This is a genomic window from Agrobacterium vitis, from assembly GCF_013426735.1.
Classification (GTDB): Bacteria; Pseudomonadota; Alphaproteobacteria; order Rhizobiales; family Rhizobiaceae; genus Allorhizobium; species Allorhizobium vitis_D.
The window spans coordinates 879689-897885 of the sequence record NZ_AP023273.1 but is presented as its reverse complement, the minus strand read 5'-3'; the positions used below and the strand labels follow the sequence as shown (position 1 = coordinate 897885).

Below are 18197 nucleotides of genomic sequence, written 5' to 3'. Positions count from 1 at the left end.
GGCCTGCCGGAGTGACAGATTAAAGCGCGCGCGCCCAGCCAAGCTTGATGGCTTCGCCCGGCTGGTCGTAATTGTCGGGAATGTCCTTGAGGGGCTTCAGGCTGTCTTCGGTCACCGCATAGGACGGCGTGATGACGAATCGTGGCGCCTTGCGGCCTGCCACGACTTCATGGGCATAAAAGGCGTTCATATAGGCCATTTCGTAGAAGCTCTGCGCCATGGTCATGGCAAAGGGTGAACCGGCCTTGATATATTCAAACGACTGGCGGCCACCATCGATACCGGTGATGAACACCTTGCGGCCTGCCGCACGAATGGCGAGCGTGCCTTCGGAGGCTGCGCCATCCCAGGCGCACCAGATGGCGTTTAATTCAGGGTTGGCCGTCAGGATATTGTCCACCACCTGACGGGGCGTTGTCGTACCGCCCAAGGCAAAGGCGATTTCCGAGACGACCTTGATATCGGGAAAGCGGACGAAAACCGACTTTGCGCCCAAGGTGCGCTGGTCCCAGGACTCGTTGGAGGGCAGGCTGACGAGCGCGACCTGTCCTTTGCCGTTCAGCCGTTTGGCAATATATTCCGCCCCGGCTGCCCCGAGGCCGAAATTATTCGACATGGCCGTGGATGTTACCGTGGTGTTGGGCACATAGCTGTCACCACAGAAAATCGGAATGCCGGAGGCAACCGCAGCCTGTACGGCAGGCGAGATCGCGGCGGCATCGGCTGGTGTTATGAAGATGGCCGCTGGCTTGGACGCCACGAAGGAGGCGATTTGATCGGCCTGTTTCTTGATGTCGTAATTGGCATCGGCGATAGTCAAGGTTCCGCCCAGACGCGAGACGGCATCCTTATAGCCATTGACGATATGGCGACCGGATTCCCAGACGGTCCAGCCCAGCGAGGCGCAGAATTTCAGGTCTTCTGCACCGGCTAGCCGTGGCCTGCTCAGGGCGGCGGCCACGGTGAGTGCCGCACCGGCGCTCAACACGCCACGACGGCTCAGTTTCAGATCGCCCATAAACCGGCCGCGATCCCTGGTTTCCTCAAAGTCAGACATTGTGTTCTCCTCCCACTCGATTGTTGTCGTTTTCCTCGGTTTTCAGGCCGATTCCTGTAATAGCGCCAGGTAATCCTCACGGCTGGCGAGCCGGGGATTGGTGGCGTGGCAATGGTCTTTCAGGGCTTCTCCGGCGATTTTTTCCATCATCGCGTCCGTCACACCCATGGCTTTCAGGCCGGAGGGCATGCCGATATCCTGGTTCAGCGCTGCGGTGACCTCATCCGGCGCACCGCCCATGATGTCGGCCATCACCTCCCATTTCGCGCCGATGACCGAGCGGTTAAAGCGCAACACGGCGGGCATCAGCACCGCATTCAGCGTGCCATGGTGCAGATTAAGCTCGCGGATCGCGCCCAGCGGATGGGTCAGGGCATGGACAGCACCGAGACCTTTCTGGAACGCCATGGCCCCTTCCAGCGCAGTCATCATCATGTCCCAGCGCGCTTGCCGGTCGCCTCCATTGGCAACCGCCTTGCGAATGGCAGGAAAGCCGCGCTTCAATCCGTCGAGCGCAATGGCGTCAGCAGGCGGATTGACGGAGGGTCCCATATAGGTTTCCAGGCAATGGGAGAGGGCATCCATGCCGGTTGCCGCCGTCAGGAAGGGCGGCAGGCCATAAGTCAGTTCCGGGTCGCAGAGTGCAATGGAGGGCAGCATGTGGCCACTCAATATGCCAAGCTTGCGGCCTTCCCTGGTGATGATGACGGCAGCGCGCCCCACTTCCGAACCGGTGCCTGATGTGGTCGGTACGGCTATCATCGGACAGATGCGCCCATGGATTTTCGAGGCGCCGCCTTCTACCGCCGTATATTGCGCCAGTGGTGCGGCGTGGCCAGTCAGAAGCCGGACGGCCTTGGCCAGATCGAGTGATGATCCGCCGCCGAGGCCGACAATGCCGTCGCATCCGGCGCTTTTATAGAGGTCATAAGCTTGGGTAACAGCCTCTTCCGTCGGATTGGCCGGAGTGCCGTCAAACACCGCGGGTGTTTCATCAAACAGGCGGAGGACGTTCGCAACCAGACCAGTCGAAACCAGTCCTTTGTCTGTTGCGATCAGCGGCTTTTTCACGCCAAGTTCAGTCAGCAACACAGGCAGTGTGGAAATTGCGCCCTCGTTGAATTCAATCCGCGTCAGATAATTGATTGTCGCCATGATCCGCTTGCATCCATAGTTTGTCAGCCGAAGTGAGACACAGATCTCCCGTCGCCATTGCATCACGCAACGCGCAAACAGTGTCGGCCAGAATCGTCATTCCCAATTTTTGAAAGCGCCTGCCGGCCTCCTTGCCAGCTCGGTTTAGTCCTCCTGGCTGCGGGCTGAAAATTTCACTTGCGCCATCAACCAATATATGAGTTATCTAAGTCAGATGATTATTCGCCTGTCAACAGGCTTTCGAAAACTTCTCTTCTCGTGCTAAAAGCCCTGATAATAACGAGATTGATATGCGTACGGAAAAAATGAAGACAGTTCCAAAGGCTGAACAGATATATTGGTTGTTGCGGCAAGCCATCGTCCATCTAGAGATGCAACCGGGCGCGATTATCTCCGAAAAGGACCTCTGCGCCGAGTTTGGTGTGTCTCGTACCCCGGTTAGAGAGGCCTTGCAGCGGCTGGCGGATGAAGGGCTGGTGGATGTGTTTCCCCATTCCGGCACCTATGTCAGCCGTATTTCCTTCACCGTCGCGGAAGAGGGTTTTGTCATTCGCCGTGCGTTGGAAATCGAAAGTGTCCGAAAGGCTGTGGCCAATGTAACAGATCGCGACGTCGCGCAGCTGAAGTCGATCATCACGCAGATGCAGGCCATCCTCGATAGCGACCAGCTGGACAAATACCTGGATTGTGACGATGCCTTTCACAGTGCCATTGCCACGATCAGCGGCTATCCGCGTATCTGGAAGTTCATAACGCTCGCCAAGGTTCATCTCGACCGGATGCGCCAGCTCAGCGCACCTGTGCCGGGCCATCTGGCTGTTGTGACCGAGCAACACGACACAATCGTGCGGGCGCTGGCCAGCCGCAACGCTGATCAGGCCGAGTTGGCCATGCGCATCCACCTCGATTCCTCCTTCGCCGTCATGGCCAAAATGCATGAGGATCAGGGCGCGCTCTTTGATGGAAAGGAAGGACCATGACAGTGACTTCGGTTTCTTCGCCGCTGCTTAAGCTCAATATGCGCGACAATGTTGCCGTTGCTCGGCTGACGCTGGAGCCGGTGACGCTTCCAGAGCTTGGCGGTGTGCGGCTTTCGGCCCGGATCACCCAGGGACACAAGGTTGCCATCACGGACCTTCAGCCGGGGCAGGCCATTATCAAATACGGCCAGATCATCGGCTTTGCCATGCAGCCTATTGCCGTTGGCGATCATGTTCATACGCACAATATGGCGATGGGGGATGTGGAACTGGCCCACGAGTTTTGCGTGGATGCGCAGGAGCCTGTTTTTGTGCCACAGCCCGCAACGTTTATGGGTTATCAGCGGGAGAATGGTGAGGCCGGTACGCGCAATTACATCGCCATCGTCTCTTCCGTGAACTGTTCCGCCACCGTAGCCAAGGCCGTGGCGCAGCATTACGCCCAGCCGGGCAGGCTTGACGATTTCGCCAATGTCGATGGGGTCATTGCACTCACCCATGCTGGCGGCTGTGCCATCAATACCGCGACCGAGGGTTATCTCTATCTCACCCGCACGCTGGCCGGATATGCCGCCCACGCCAATGTCGGCGGCGTGGTGATGATTGGCCTTGGCTGCGAAACCAACCAGGTTCCGGCTTTGCTTGCCGCTCATGGCCTCATCGAGAGCGGCAGATTCCACACGCTGACCATTCAGGCAGCCGGCGGCACCCGCAAATCCATTGAAGCCGCAATTGCGGCCATCGATTCAATGCTGCCCGCCATCAATGCCTTGGAGCGCACGCCGCAACCGGTGTCGAAGCTGAAATTGGCACTCGAATGCGGCGGATCTGATGGGTATTCCGGCATTTCCGCCAATCCGGCGCTTGGCTATGCCGCCGACCTACTGGTCCGCCATGGTGGAACCGCTTGCCTCGCCGAGACGCCGGAAATCTACGGTGCTGAACATTTGTTGACCCGGCGGGCAAAAAGCCCTGATGTGGCACAAAAGCTGCTGGAGCGCATCGAATGGTGGCGCGATTATGCGGCGCGGGGCAGGGCCGAGCTGAACAACAATCCATCCCATGGCAATAAGGCCGGTGGGCTGACCACAATTCTGGAGAAGTCGCTGGGTGCGGTGGCCAAAGGTGGCACGACCAGGCTCAACGCCGTCTATGAATATGCCGAGCGCATCAAGGAACCCGGCTTCGTCTTCATGGATACCCCTGGCTATGACCCGATTGCAGTGACCGGCCAGGTGGCGGGCGGCTGCAATGTCATCTGTTTCACCACCGGGCGCGGTTCGGTGTCTGGCTTCAAACCGGCGCCGTCGCTGAAGCTAGCCACCAACACGCCGATGTATGAGCGGATGCAGGAAGACATGGACCTCAATTGCGGCACCATCGTCACCGGCGATGAGACGGTGGAGGCGGTCGGGCAGCGGATTTTCGAGGCTGTGATCGCTACAGCCTCGGGAGAACGGACCGTGAGCGAGATCTACAATTACGGCGACAACGAATTCGTCCCCTGGCAGGTCGGCGCGATCATGTAACACCAACGAGCATTGGAGCATCTTCAAGCCTTGGTCGAAAAGCGCCTTTCGGAGGAGAAAGGCATTCATTCAGACGCAGGTGCAGCCAAGGGCAGGCACGGGAGAGAGACATGAGTGAGTTGAAGCGATTTTACGACGTGATCATTATTGGATCAGGTGTCGGCGGTGGAGCGCTGGCAAACCGGTTAGCAGAGTCGGGCCGCAATATCCTGATGGTCGAACGTGGCCCACGGCTGCCACGCGAAGACGACAACTGGAGCGTCGATGCGGTTTTCCACCAGAAAAAATATGCAACGACGGAAGAATGGCGCGACAAGGATGGTCAGTCCTTCAGGCCCAGCACGTTTTATTATGTCGGCGGCAACAGCAAATTCTTTGGTGCGGCGACCCTGCGCTTTCGCCGGGAGGATTTTGAGGATTTGCCGCATGAAGGCGGCATTGCCCCGGCCTGGCCGGTTTCCTACGACGAGTTCGAACCCTATTATGCTGTGGCCGAACGGTTGATGGGGACGCATGGAACGGCGGGCCTCGACCCGACCGAGCCGCCACGATCCGGCCCCATGCCGCATCCGGCTATCGGCCATGAACCGGAAATTGCCTTCTTTGAAAAGAAACTGAAGGAAAGAGGGCTTCATCCCTTTCCGTTGCCGATTGCCATCGATTACCACCAAGGCGGCAGCTGTATCCGATGTCGGACCTGTGACGGTTTTGCCTGCAAGCTGGGCGCCAAGGGGGATGCGGAAGTGCGTCTCGTCAATCCGGCGCTCGCCCGTGGTAAAGGTAAGATCGAGCTTGTCACGGAAGCCTTTGTGCATCGCTTGCTGACCGATCCGACTGGCAAGAGGGTGACGGGCGTTGAACTGACCCATGGCGGTGAGAAAAAGCTGATTGAAGCCGATCTGTTCGTCTCCAGTGCAGGTGCGATCAATTCAGCAGCCCTGCTGCTGCGATCAGCCAATCAGTCCCATAAACGCGGCATCGGCAACAGCATGTCCGACCAGCTCGGCCGCAATTACATGGCGCATAACAATACGGCGTTGATGGCGATTTCGCCCTTCAAGAAGAACCGGGTCATCTTCCAGAAATCCATGGCGATCAACGATTATTATCTCGCCAATGCCGAAAAACCCTATCCACTCGGCAATATCCAGGGGCTTGGCAAATTGCAGGGCGGCATGCTGACCGCTGGTGCGGCCTGGGCGCCTGAATGGTTGATGTCGATCTTCGCCGATCGCAGTGTCGATTGGTGGCTGATGTCGGAAGACCTGCCCGATCCTGAAAACCGCGTCACCGTCGATACGGATGGCCGCATCCGTTTGAGCTATACGGCCAACAATCTCAAATCGCACAATGAACTGGTGAAGGTCTGGTCACGGCATATGCGCGCGTTGGGCTATCCGCTGATCATCACCAACAAGATGGATATCAAGGTGTCCATGCATCAATGCGGCACCGCGCGCTTTGGAAAGGCACCGGAAACCTCGGTTCTGGACACGCATTGCAAGGTTTGGGATGTCGATAATCTCTATGTCGTCGATGCGTCCTTCCTGCCGTCCTCCACCGCTGTCAATCCATCGCTGACCATTGTCGCGCAGGCGCAGCGCACCGCTGAACATATTTTGGCCCAATGGGGCGAAACCGCCGTCACACCACAGGCTTCACCAACCGTGGCCTGATCGGCAAAAACAAGACAGACAGGGAGGAGCCTACATGTCAAACACAGCATCCGATTACCGTCAAATGTTCGACTTGACCGGACGTAAGGCCATTGTGACCGGTGGGTCGCGGGGCATTGGCAAGGCGCTGGCCGAGGCGCTCGCAGCCCATGGGGCAGATGTCGCCATTGTTGTGCGTTCGACGCTGGATCGCGCCGAGGAACTGGCCGCCAGTATAAGGGCACAAGGGCGCGACAGTTTTGCCCTGCAAGCCGATGTCGCACAGGAGGCAGATGTCGAGCGCATGACCCAGTCGGTGGTTGATCGCTTCGGGCGTATCGACATTCTCATCAATAATGCTGGTATTGTGCTGCCCGCGCCAGCAGAAGATTGCAGCCTCGACCAGTGGCGTCAGACCATGGCGGTCAATCTGGACGGCGTTTTCCTTGCCTCCAAACATGTTGGACGGCAAATGATCGCGCAGAAAAGCGGCTCGATCATCAATATTGGCTCGATGTCGGGGCGGATCGTCAACTGGCCCTTTCGTCACGCCGCCTATAATGTATCCAAGGCTGGCGTCCATATGTTGACCAAGGCGCTGGCAACGGAATGGGCCGAGCACAATATCCGCGTCAACGCGATTGCTCCGGGCTATATTCGCACCGAGCTGACCGATGACGTGCTGCGGCAGCATCCCGATGTCGTCAGGGATCATTGGGCAAAAGGTGCCGTGCAGAACAGAATCGGTTCCGTCGAGGAACTGGCCGGTTCGGTCGTTTATCTGGCTAGCGACGCCAGTTCCTTCACCACAGGTGAAATTATCACCATTGATGGCGGCTTGACGCTGCGTTGATCAATGCATTTTTAGAAAAAGGATAAAACCATGACTTCAAGAGGCTATGGCGGACCGCTGCGGTATGTTCAGGGACCGGGTGTCATTGATGAAATCGGGCTTTACATCGCGCCGCTGTCAAACTCGGCACTGATCGTCATCGATGGGTTTTTCTGGGATAATCTGCGGCCCGAAGTGGAGAAAAACCTTTATGCCCATGGGGTGAAAAGCCATTTCATGAAATTTTGCGGCGAATCCACGGATAAGGAAGTTGAGCGGGCCGTGAGCCTCGGCAAAACTGCTGGTGCTGGCGTTGTGATTGGCATCGGGGGCGGCAAGGCGCTCGATACGGCCAAGATTTCTGCGCTTCATATTGGTGCGCGCACTGTAACTGTCCCCACCATCGCCTCGACCGATTCCCCGACCAGTGCGCTGGGCGTAATTTACAGTGAGGATGGCGTCTATGACCGGGTGGTGCGTTGTGGCCGTAATCCGGATGTGGTTCTGGTCGATAGTGCCTTGATTATCAAGGCCCCCGCCCGGTTTCTGGTTTCCGGCATGGGCGATGCGCTATCGACCTGGTATGAGGCGCGCTCTAATTTCGAAAGCCATTCAAACAATTATATCGGCGATGGTTATGGAACCACGGCGGCGGGGGCAGCCATTGCCCGGCGTTGCCATAAGGTGCTGATGCGCGATGGCCGGGCCGCTTACGCTGCCGCCATCGATGGCAAGCTGACGCCAGCGGTTGAAAATATCATTGAGGCCAATACGCTTTTGAGCGGTCTCGGGTTTGAAAATTGCGGTGTCTCCGGTGCCCACGGCATCCATGATGCGTTGACCGTGCTGGAGCCGACCCATCATTTCTTCCACGGCGAAAAGGTTGCTTTCGGCATTATCGGCCTGCTGGTGCTGGAAAACCGTCCGTTGGATGAGATCAACGAGGCCATCGACTTCTGCCAGGACCTGAAATTGCCGACAATGCTTGGCGATCTCGGGCTGGAGACGGTCACAGCGGAAGACCTGTTGAAAGTCGGTGAGATCGCCATGGCTCCAGCCAGCGTCATTCACTCTGTCCCGGTTAAACTGACACCGCGACTGATTGCAGATTGCATCTGGACAGCGAGTAAACTGGCCGAGACCCGCAAGCAGTCGAGGGCGGACAGGGTGCTTTGATGCTCCTGCAAGACCTTGGAAGGCTTATGCCTGCGCTACTTTTGCGGCATTGGGAAATGTGACCGATACCGTCAGGCCACGCCCCTCGGATGTGTCTTGAAGCGTGAGTTTGGCATTGAAGAGATTGGCGATTTCCTCAACGATCGGCAGGCCAAGTCCAAGTCCGGGAGATGGGCTCTGCTCACCCCGGGCGAATCGTTGGCGCACGATGCTGCGCCGTTCGGGAGCAATACCCGGACCATTGTCTTCGACGATCAGGGAAACGTTTCGCATGTCGTGGCGGATGCGCACAGTGACTTCCGCGCCATTCCCTGCATAGGCAAGGGCATTGGCGATCAGATTGCTGAGCAATTCTCCGATCAGTAAGGGTTCAGCCAGCACGAAAGCAGGGCCATCCTGCCCCTCGAACCCGAGATCGATACCGGCATCGGCGGCGCGAGGCACATGATCGGCGGTGATCGATTGCGACAGTTGGGCCAGATCGATCCGGGGCAGCGTTTGCGGGTCGTTGGAGCCTGCGGCATCGACACGGGCCATCAACAGCAGTTGCGCCAGAATGTGTTCAGCGTGGGCGAGTGCCTCATCGCCTTTGCGCGCTGCCGATTGCGCATCACCAAGACTTGTGGCGCGGGCAGACAGCGCCAACTGTGTTCGAATGATCGCCAGCGGCGTGCGCAATTGATGGCTGGCATTGCCGGTGAAATGGCGAAGCGCATCCAACGCCGATTGCAGCCGGACCATGAAGGAATTGACGGTTTCGACAAGGTTTTCGACTTCGCTTGGAACGGATTGCTCGATGGGATGCAGATCGTTCGGACTGCGCTCGGCAATGGCCTCTCCCAGCCGGTAAAGCGGGCGTAGCGAATAGGTGACAGCAACCCAGACAATGGCACCAGCACCGGCAATCATCAGCAAAAGCCGCAAAGCCGAGCGCAACAGAATGGCCTGGGTGAGCTGATTGCGCGCAATCGTCGTCTCAGCCACGGTCACCACGAAGGGCAGCGAATCGATACCGGTCGAGGCAGACCGTTGCAGGGCCGCGATGCGGATCGGTTCGTTGCGGAAAGCTGCGTCCATATACACAGCCGATTGCCCCTTGAAATCGGAAACTGTCGGTAAGTTCTGGTAACCGGTGATGAAGCGGCCACCAGGGCCATCGACGCGGTAGAATACCCGATCCTGCGCCCCTGACGTGAGCATTTCCAGTGCAACATAGGGAATATCAACCGCCAACTCTCCATTTTCCGAGACGATGACCCGTTCGGCAATCGCCAATGCGGACCCGGCCAGAACCCGGTCGGAGACTGTATCGGCAGTTTTGACGGCCTCGTAATAGGTATCGATCAGGGCGACGGCACCGATGAGTGCAGTTGATAGCAGCAACCAGCCCAGCAAACGGCGACGGAGCGAGTAGGCGACCCCGGTCATGCCGTCTCGGTCAGGGTTTTTTCGAGGTAGTAGCCGATGCCGCGCGCAGTGCGCACGGTGAGGCCGTGAGGCGCAAGCCGTTTGCGCAACCGGCTGGCATATTGTTCTATGGCATTGGCGCTGAGATCGTCGTCAAAGGCCGCCAGCGACTGAATGATAGCTTCCTTCGCCACGACTTTGCCCGCCCGCATGAAAAGCACTTCCAGCAGTCCCAGTTCCCGGGCGGGAATGTCGAGGGGCACGCCTGCTGCCGAAAAGCTGCGCGAATTCAAATCGAGCGAAACCGCTCCGTAGCTGACCATCGAAGACCGCAGTCCGGCCTGCCGACGCAACAACATGCGCACCCGTGCTTCGAATTCGCCAATATCGAAAGGCTTGATCATGTAGTCGTCAGCGCCGAGATCCAGGCCTTTGACCTTGTCTTCCGGTGTGCCGCGCGCCGTCAGGATCAGGATTGCCACCTTGTCATGGCGGGCGCGTACGCAGCGCAGCACCTCTATGCCGTCCATTTCCGGCAGGTTGAGGTCCAGGATGACAAGATCGAAGTTTTCCGTCGCAATCGCGGCGTCAGCAGACGCGCCGTCGCTGACGGTATCGACCGCATAGCCGGTGCCGCGCAGAATGGCAGACAGGCCATCGGCGAGAGCCTTATTGTCTTCAACGAGCAAGATGCGCACTGGGGAATGCCTCCTGAGTCACTGCTCTAGCATTTTATATTTGGTCTGGAATACGATGAAACGCTGAAAATGATACTTTGCATTCCACTTCGAGGTCTTTTGAAGCATTTATGCTATGGTGCCGTCCATGGTGCTTGTGAACAACGCTGGGCTGCGGCATGATCCGTCTATGCGTTTTATCTTGTGTATTTCAATCCTGCTGGGCCTTGCCTTGCCATACGTGGCCGGGACAGCGGCTGCCAGCCCCGTATTATTTCCTGCCTTGTCGGGTAATGCGAAATCTCCCGAGCTGCTTGTCTATTCTTCTCTTGATGAGCCGATGGCAAAGCAGATCATTGCGGGCTTCCAGGCGAAAAATCCCGATATCGCGGTGCGCTACGAGGATATGCTGACCAGCGAAATCTACGATCGGATCGTTCAGGAAACCGATGCGGGCAAGACAACAGCAGATTTTGCTTTTTCATCGGCCATGGACCTGCAAGTCAAGCTCAGCAACGATGGTTATGCCCAGCGCAGTGATTTGCCGATGAGCGCAAGCTGGCCCGCCTGGGCGAATTGGCGCAACACCGCCTATGCTCTCACATTCGAACCTGCGGTTTTCGTCTATCACAAGCCGAGTTTCGCCAATCAGAAGCCGCCCTCGACACGAGCGGAATTCGTGGATTACCTGAAAAGCCAAGGAAATGCCGTCTATGGCCGGATTGGAACCTACGATATCGAGCGTTCAGGGGTCGGCTTTCTGTTTATGGCCCGTGACCAGGAGCAGTTTGGCGATATCTGGTCGGTGATCCGCAGCATGGGTACGGCGGGCGTCAAGCTCTACTCCAACAGTTCGGCCATTCTGGAGCGGGTCGCCGATGGGCGATTCGTGCTTGGTTATAATATTCTGGGGTCCTACGCTGCCGACTGGGCTTCGCGCCATCCCGATGTCGGCATTGTGCTGCCCAAGGATTACACCGTGGTGATGTCACGAATCGGGCTCGTGCCACAGGCGGCCGCATCGCCGGAACTTGGTCGGCGCTATCTGGAATTCTTCATGTCGAAGGAAGGGCAGGGCATCATGGCGCGCGAACTGCAAATTGCGGCGGTCAGTCCCGATGTTGGTGGCGAAAATACCGCCAACACCATGCAATCCGTGCTGGGCGCTCAGCTGCGGCCCGTCCCCGTCAGTCCCGGCCTGATGGTCTATCTCGATCAGGTCAAGCGTATGCGTCTCATCGCCCGCTGGAACGAGGTTTTGCGATTGCAATAACCCATTGAATTGTGGGGCGTGCGCCGCCGCTTGATAAAACGCAGTGCAATGTCAGCTCGATGACAGCTTTGTATGGTGCGTTCCAGATCTCGATTATCCGTGGAGGCGGATGATTGCGGCTTGAGGGAGGATACTCAAGGGATGGACGAGCACGGTGTCTTGCCGCGGCTTGCAGGAGGGTCCCGTGACACACTCTTCCTTCGGCATCGACGAACACTGCGCATAGAGGCGCACTCGCAGGAGGACATTATTTTGAAGCAGTTCATTCTCGCAACCATCCTGGCCGGAGCCATGGCGCTGCCGGTCGCAGCGGCCGATTACACCATTATCGCACCTGCCAATCCTGGCGGCGGCTGGGACCAGACTGCCCGCTCCCTCCAGACTGTCATGCAGAAGGAAGGCATCTCAAAGCGGGTGCAGGTTCAAAATGTACCGGGTGCGGGCGGCACCATTGGTCTTGCGCAATTCGCAAGCCAACAAAAGGGCAAAGCCAATGCCCTGATCGTCGGCGGTTATGTCATGGTGGGCGCAATCCTGACCAACAATGCGCCGGTGACGCTGAAGGACGTAACGCCGATTGCTCGCCTGACCGGCGAATATGAGGCGGTCGTTGTGCCAGCTTCCTCGCCGATCAAGAATGCTGCGGATCTGGTTGCTGCGCTGAAGGCAGATCCGGCCAAGGTTTCATGGGCAGGTGGTTCTGCCGGTGGTGTCGATCATATCGCTGTTGGCCTGATCGCCAAGGCTGCTGGCGTCGATCCGACCAAGATCAACTATATCGCCTATTCCGGTGGTGGTGAGGCATTGGCGGCTATTCTCGGTGCGCAGGTGACGGCGGGTATTTCCGGCTACGGGGAATTCGAATCCCAGGTCAAGTCGGGAACGCTGCGGCTGATCGCCATTTCGAGCGCCGAGCGGATCGCTGGCATCGATGCGCCGACATTGAAAGAATCCGGTCTTGATGTCGTGGTTGAAAATTGGCGCATGGTGGCTGCCGCTCCTGGGCTGTCGGCCGAACAGAAAGCTGCTGTTTCTGCCGATATTGATAAACTGGCCAAGTCCGAAGGCTGGAAAGACCTGCTGAAGACCAAGGGCTGGCAGGATACCTATCTGGCGGGCGATGCTTTCAACGCGCAGCTCGACAAGGACATCGCCTCGACCTCGACAATCCTCAAAGATATCGGTCTGGTGAAATGAGCACCGGCCCTAACCCCTTGACCAATGAGAAGCGCCGCCCTGACTGGGCGGCGCTTGCCATCGCAGTGTTTCTCGTTGCCATCGCCGGTGTCATTCTTTGGGACTCTGCCCGGCTTGGTGCTGTGGCGGGCTACTCGCCCGTCGGCCCCGCGACCGTTCCCTATGCAATCGCGATCTGTTTGATCGGACTGGCGATCTGGACCGTGTTTGAGGCATGGCGCGGTGAATTTCCTGAGCGCGAAAAGCAGGAAATCGCCCCGGTGATCTGGGTCGTGGGTGGCCTTGCCGCGCAGATGCTTCTGCTCGATGTTGCTGGATTCTCCATTGCAACCGGCCTGCTTTTTGCAGCGACAGCAAGGGCCTTCGGCAAACGTAAAGTGTGGTTCTCGATACCCATAGGCATAGCGCTTAGCCTTGCTGTTTGGCTGGTCTTTGCTGGCCTGTTGCAATTGTCGCTGCCCGCCGGGCCGCTGGAAAATCTGTTTTTCTGATACCCGACAGGGACTTACCTTCATGAGTACATTTGAATTCCTGATGCAGGGTCTTGTCGTTGCAATGCAACCCATGAACCTGTTCTATGCCTTGATCGGGGTGACGCTTGGCACTGCCGTTGGCGTGTTGCCGGGTATCGGACCCGCCCTGACCGTGGCGCTGCTGCTGCCCGTGACCTATCAGCTCGATCCTGCTGGCTCGCTGATCATGTTTGCCGGCATTTATTACGGCGGCATGTATGGCGGCTCAACCACGTCGATCCTACTCAACACGCCGGGAGAAAGCGCTTCGATTGTCACGGCATTGGAGGGCAACAAGATGGCCAGGGCCGGGCGCGGTGGCCCCGCTCTGGCAACGGCTGCCATCGGATCGTTCGTGGCCGGGCTTCTGGCAACGATTGCCTTGGCGCTTGTTGCCACGACAATCGTCAAGCTTGCACTGGTGTTTGGCCCACGCGAATATTTCGCGCTGATGGTTCTGGCTTTCGTGACCGTGTCTTCTGCATTCGGTGACTCGGCATTGCGGGGACTGACCTCACTTTTCATTGGCTTCACGCTGGCAATTATTGGCATCGACCAATTGACGGGCCAGACCCGGATGAGTTTCGGCGTGCCAGATCTTCTGGATGGTGTCGAAGTCACGACGCTGGCGGTTGCCATGTTCGCCATTGGCGAGACCCTGTACATCGTTGCCCAGGGTAATCTTGGCCCCGATAAGGTCGAAGCGGTCAAAGGCTCCGTGTGGATGAGTGCGCAGGATTGGGCGCGGTCCTGGAAGCCCTGGTTGCGCGGCACGGCTATCGGGTTCCCCATTGGCGCGATGCCAGCTGGCGGCGCCGAGATTGGCACCTTCCTGTCTTACGCCACTGAAAAAAAGCTGACGAAATATCCTGAGGAGTTTGGCAATGGTGCCATCGAAGGTGTGGCTGGTCCTGAAGCGGCCAACAATGCGTCGGCTGCCGGAACATTGGTGCCGCTGCTGACGCTGGGCTTGCCGACTACGGCGACGGCGGCCATCATGCTGGCCGGTTTCCAGCAGTTCGGCCTTCAACCTGGTCCTTTGCTGTTTGCCACCAATCCGCAATTGGTCTGGGGCCTGATTGCCAGCCTGCTGATTGCCAATTTCATGCTGCTGGTTTTGAACCTGCCGTTGATTGGTCTCTGGGTAAAGCTGCTGACCATCCCGAAGCCCTGGCTTTACGCTGGCATCCTGCTGTTTGCCACACTCGGCACGATTGGCGCCAATCCGTCGGTGTTTGAGCTTGGCATGTTGCTGGCGTTCGGAATTCTCGGCTATGTCATGCGCATCTTCGGTTATCCGATTGCACCTGTGGTTATCGGCCTCATTCTTGGACCTCTGGCGGAGCAACAATTGCGTCGGGCGCTGGCGATAGGGCAGGGCGACTTCACGGTGCTGTTCATGTCACCGATCGCTGTTGGCCTTTTCCTCGTGGCCGCGGCGGCCTTCTTGATTCCGCTGATTATGAGAATCAGAGGGCGTGGGCAGGTTCTGTCGCAGCTTGCTGCCAACGAAGATTGAGTTTCAGTCTCGGCAAAAATGAACAGCCAACAGCCCCCTGCGCCATTATGGCGCAGGGGGCTGTTTTGTTTCATTCGGGCAAATTCTCTGCAAATCTCTCCCAAAATGGGCGAGTTCAGGCCTTTCCAGGCGCAAAGGAAGCGATGCTATTGGTTATATCCATAAAATCGTACGGGTAAATCAGTTCGATCTGTTCAGGTTGCATGGCTACAGTGCGTTTGTGTGCATTGAAACAAGCTAATGGAAGGCCCATCTTTCTTCTGTAAGATTTAACAAGGAAAGAGAACGAAAATGGCTTCCCTCCCCCGTAAAGGCTTTATCGGTCGTGCCATCGCCGTGTTTGGCGCAGCAACCGCCGCTGCCGCGGCTGTAGATGGGCATCGCCAGCCGCGTGACCGCGACCTGCGTCTTCTGGGTATCGATCCCCTAAGCTTCCGCAATATCAAGCGCGCTGACTGAATTTTTTCATATCCGCATGTAAAAGCCCGCCAGTTGAACCAACTGGCGGGCTTTTTGTTGCAGGAAAAGCTTTTGTCTTATGCAGTGAAGCTTGTCAGCCCTTCTGGTGTTCGCGTTTGTTGTAACGGATCGATGACCAGAGCGAGATGCCGATCAGCGCTGCACCGCCAAGGCCGGTGATCACTTCGGGAATATGCACCAGCGTCTGGCAATACATGATCACCGAGAGTATCAGGATTGCGTAGAAAGCGCCGTGTTCCAGATAGCGATATTCCGCAAGTGTGCCTTTCTCGACCAGCATAATCGTCATCGAGCGGACATACATGGCACCGATGCCAAGGCCAATGGCAATCACGAACAGGTTTTGCGTGAGTGCAAACGCACCAATCACACCGTCGAAGGAGAAGCTGGCGTCGAGCACCTCAAGATAGATGAAAGCGCCCAGGCCACCTTTGGCCGCAGCGCTCATCGTCTGTTGCGACGCATCGAGCAGGCCGCCGACCAATTCGACGGCGAGGAAGGTCAACAGGCCATAGATGGCGCTGTAAAGGAAGGTAATCGCTTCCGCTCCCTCCAGGAAGGACGAGAACAGCAGGATCAGCACCAGGACGAACGCCACTTCGATACCCTTGATGCTCGCATATCTTGCCATATGCTTTTCGATAAAGGCGATCCAGTGGACGTCTTTTTCCTGATCGAAAAAGTAGTTGAGACCAACCATCATCAGGAATGTGCCGCCAAAGGCCGCAATCGGCAGATGCGCTTCATTCATGATTCTGGCGTATTCCGCCGGTTCAGCGGCCGCCAGTTTCAGCGCTTCGATCGGACCAATCTGGGCCGCGATGGCGACGATTGCCAAGGGAAAAATGATCCGCATACCAAACACGGCGATCAGGATACCCCAGGTCAGAAAGCGTTGCTGCCAAACCGGGGTCATTTCCTTCAGCTTGTTCGCATTGACAATAGCATTGTCAAACGAAAGCGAGATTTCCAGAACGGCCAGCACCGTGCAGATAAAGAACACGCTGGCCATGCCGCCAAGCGTGCCTGTCATGTTCCAGCCGAGCCAGGCACCGAGAGCAAGACCGGCAATGGTGACGATGAAGGCCCATTTGAAATAGCTGAGAACGGAATTGGACGAGGTTGCCGTGCTCATGTCCGCACCTCCAAAACACGATGGAAAAGCGGGGTGGCGCGTGAACGAGCACCGGCCATGCCGGATCGATCACGCGAAAAACACGTGGATGAAATTGTCATTGCGTTATAATCCGCCGGCCATGATTGCTGGCGGTACCGACATCACGAGAGCGCCGTAAACTCTCGCCAGAGGGGCCCGGCACCATAAGTTCACTCCGCACAGACCGATGTCTGGCAATGCGGCAGCATATGTTAACTACCAGCCATGCGAGCAAGGTCAAGTGCTGTTGTGTAAATGCCAACAACCATCGCATAGATAGGCATTGTGCAACGTCTGATGAAACGAACCTAAAGCCAAAAAAGGTGGAGAAATCCTCCTCCACCTTCATCTGTCATCTTGCTGGTTAGAAACCGGATTATACCCGTTCCAGCGCTACTGCGATGCCTTGGCCGACGCCAATGCACATGGTGGACAGCGAGTAGCGTCCGCCTGTCAGAGACAATTCTAGTGCCGCCGTGCCGGTAATCCGCGCGCCGGACATGCCGAGTGGATGGCCGAGGGCAATTGCGCCGCCATTGCGGTTGACGCGTGGATCGTCATCGGCAATGCCGAGTTGACGTAAGGTGGCCAGTCCTTGGGAGGCAAAAGCTTCGTTCAGCTCAATCACATCCAACTGGTCCTGGGTCAGGCCGAGCCGGTCCAGCAGCTTCTGGCTGGCGGGAGCCGGGCCAATGCCCATCACCCGGGGCGGTACACCGGCAGTCGCTCCGCCCAGAATTCGGGCAATTGGCGTCAGGCCGTATTTGCGAGCAGCAGCCTCCGAGGCGATGATCAGCGCGGCGGCTCCATCGTTGACGCCGGAGGCATTGCCAGCGGTGACTGTGCCGCCTTCCTTCTTGAAAGGCGTGCCAAGCTTTGCCAGCGTTTCAATTGTCGTGGCGCGGGGGTGCTCGTCCTTGTCTACGATGACCGGGTCACCCTTGCGCTGGGGAATGGTCACCGGGGTGATTTCTCGGCCCAATCGACCATTGGTCTGCGCTTCCGATGCCTTGTTCTGGCTTCTGACGGCAAAGGCGTCCTGGTCTTGGCGGGAGATCTTGTAATCTTCAGCAACATTTTCGCCGGTTTCCGGCATGGAATCGACGCCATACTGCTTTTTCATCAGCGGATTGACGAAGCGCCAGCCTATGGTGGTGTCGTAGATTTCGGCATTGCGGGAAAAGGCGGTCTCTGCTTTTGGCATGACGAAAGGCGCCCGACTCATGCTTTCGACGCCACCGGCAATCATCAATTCTGATTCGCCGGATTTAACAGCGCGGGCTGCTGCGATCACGGCATCCATGCCTGAGCCACAAAGCCGGTTAATGGTCGTGCCGGTCACTGAAACCGGCAGGCCTGCCAGCAACAGCGACATGCGCGCCACATTGCGGTTATCTTCACCGGCCTGGTTGGCGCAGCCGAAGATCACGTCATCGACTGCTTCCCAGTCCAGATTGGTGTGTTTGGCAAGAAGGGCCTTGAGCGGCACCGCGCCAAGGTCATCGGCGCGAACCGAGGAAAGTGCGCCGCCAAATCGGCCGATGGGCGTGCGGATATAATCGCAGATAAAAGCTTCGGTCATCGGGATCTCC

Annotated in this window: 16 protein-coding genes; 10 read left to right on the top strand and 6 right to left on the bottom strand. The window is 57.5% G+C overall.

Annotation, left to right across the window (positions count from 1 at the left end; translation table 11 throughout):
* Positions 1-19: 19 nt before the first annotated feature.
* Positions 20-1057, bottom strand: coding sequence for a sugar ABC transporter substrate-binding protein (locus H1Y61_RS21250; protein ID WP_071207140.1), 1038 nt, complete (start codon positions 1055-1057; stop codon positions 20-22).
* Positions 1058-1099: 42 nt separating this feature from the next.
* On the bottom strand, positions 1100-2212 hold the full coding sequence (locus tag H1Y61_RS21245) for an iron-containing alcohol dehydrogenase (RefSeq protein ID WP_180574732.1): 1113 nt from the start codon (positions 2210-2212) through the stop codon (positions 1100-1102).
* Between the two features lie 290 nt (positions 2213-2502).
* Between H1Y61_RS21245 and H1Y61_RS21240 the strand changes: the two genes are divergently transcribed.
* The 5 genes from H1Y61_RS21240 (at position 2503) to H1Y61_RS21220 (ending at position 8384) form a co-directional block, all read left to right on the top strand.
* Entirely contained in the window at positions 2503-3192 is a 690-nt protein-coding gene (locus H1Y61_RS21240; protein ID WP_180574731.1) for a GntR family transcriptional regulator, read from the top strand.
* Positions 3189-4721: a UxaA family hydrolase gene (locus H1Y61_RS21235; RefSeq protein WP_180574730.1), complete on the top strand. Its 1533-nt coding sequence runs from the start codon at positions 3189-3191 to the stop codon at positions 4719-4721. Before H1Y61_RS21240 ends, H1Y61_RS21235 begins: the two co-directional genes overlap by 4 nt.
* 110 nt (positions 4722-4831) lie before the next feature.
* Positions 4832-6397: a GMC family oxidoreductase gene (locus H1Y61_RS21230; RefSeq protein ID WP_180574729.1), complete on the top strand. Its 1566-nt coding sequence runs from the start codon at positions 4832-4834 to the stop codon at positions 6395-6397.
* 34 nt (positions 6398-6431) lie between these two features.
* Positions 6432-7229, top strand: a complete 798-nt coding sequence (locus H1Y61_RS21225) for an SDR family NAD(P)-dependent oxidoreductase (RefSeq protein WP_180574728.1) — start codon at positions 6432-6434, stop codon at positions 7227-7229.
* A gap of 30 nt (positions 7230-7259) precedes the next feature.
* On the top strand, positions 7260-8384 hold the full coding sequence (locus tag H1Y61_RS21220; protein ID WP_180574727.1) for a glycerol dehydrogenase: 1125 nt from the start codon (positions 7260-7262) through the stop codon (positions 8382-8384).
* Positions 8385-8408: 24 nt separating this feature from the next.
* Here H1Y61_RS21220 and H1Y61_RS21215 read toward each other — a convergent pair whose 3' ends face one another.
* Positions 8409-9812 carry a sensor histidine kinase gene (locus H1Y61_RS21215; protein WP_180574726.1) on the bottom strand — a complete coding sequence of 468 codons (1404 nt, stop codon included), beginning with the start codon at positions 9810-9812 and terminating at the stop codon, positions 8409-8411.
* On the bottom strand, positions 9809-10489 hold the full coding sequence (locus H1Y61_RS21210; RefSeq protein WP_012654355.1) for a response regulator: 681 nt from the start codon (positions 10487-10489) through the stop codon (positions 9809-9811). Before H1Y61_RS21210 ends, H1Y61_RS21215 begins: the two co-directional genes overlap by 4 nt.
* Before the next feature lie 169 nt (positions 10490-10658).
* Between H1Y61_RS21210 and H1Y61_RS21205 the strand changes: the two genes are divergently transcribed.
* The 5 genes from H1Y61_RS21205 to H1Y61_RS21185 all read left to right on the top strand — a co-directional run bounded on the left by H1Y61_RS21205 (position 10659) and on the right by H1Y61_RS21185 (position 15428).
* Complete coding sequence (locus H1Y61_RS21205) at positions 10659-11741, top strand: ABC transporter substrate-binding protein (RefSeq protein ID WP_180574725.1); 1083 nt, start codon at positions 10659-10661, stop codon at positions 11739-11741.
* A gap of 252 nt (positions 11742-11993) precedes the next feature.
* Positions 11994-12938, top strand: a complete 945-nt coding sequence (locus H1Y61_RS21200; RefSeq protein ID WP_180574724.1) for a Bug family tripartite tricarboxylate transporter substrate binding protein — start codon at positions 11994-11996, stop codon at positions 12936-12938.
* Positions 12935-13429 carry a tripartite tricarboxylate transporter TctB family protein gene (locus H1Y61_RS21195; protein ID WP_174113115.1) on the top strand — a complete coding sequence of 165 codons (495 nt, stop codon included), beginning with the start codon at positions 12935-12937 and terminating at the stop codon, positions 13427-13429. The genes H1Y61_RS21200 and H1Y61_RS21195 overlap by 4 nt, the downstream gene beginning before the upstream one ends.
* Positions 13430-13451: 22 nt before the next feature.
* On the top strand, positions 13452-14969 hold the full coding sequence (locus tag H1Y61_RS21190) for a tripartite tricarboxylate transporter permease (RefSeq protein ID WP_174113116.1): 1518 nt from the start codon (positions 13452-13454) through the stop codon (positions 14967-14969).
* Positions 14970-15260: 291 nt separating this feature from the next.
* Positions 15261-15428 carry a hypothetical protein gene (locus H1Y61_RS21185; protein WP_087729627.1) on the top strand — a complete coding sequence of 56 codons (168 nt, stop codon included), beginning with the start codon at positions 15261-15263 and terminating at the stop codon, positions 15426-15428.
* Positions 15429-15522: 94 nt separating this feature from the next.
* On the opposite strand, the gene H1Y61_RS21180 is transcribed toward H1Y61_RS21185, so the two are convergent.
* Together H1Y61_RS21180 and pcaF are read right to left on the bottom strand one after the other, a co-directional pair.
* Positions 15523-16584 (bottom strand): DUF475 domain-containing protein, encoded by a 1062-nt coding sequence (locus tag H1Y61_RS21180; RefSeq protein WP_174113117.1) that lies wholly within the window; start codon positions 16582-16584, stop codon positions 15523-15525.
* A 397-nt stretch (positions 16585-16981) separates the two neighbouring features.
* On the bottom strand, positions 16982-18187 hold the full coding sequence (gene pcaF, locus H1Y61_RS21175) for a 3-oxoadipyl-CoA thiolase (protein ID WP_180574723.1): 1206 nt from the start codon (positions 18185-18187) through the stop codon (positions 16982-16984).
* Between the last annotated feature and the right edge of the window lie 10 nt (positions 18188-18197).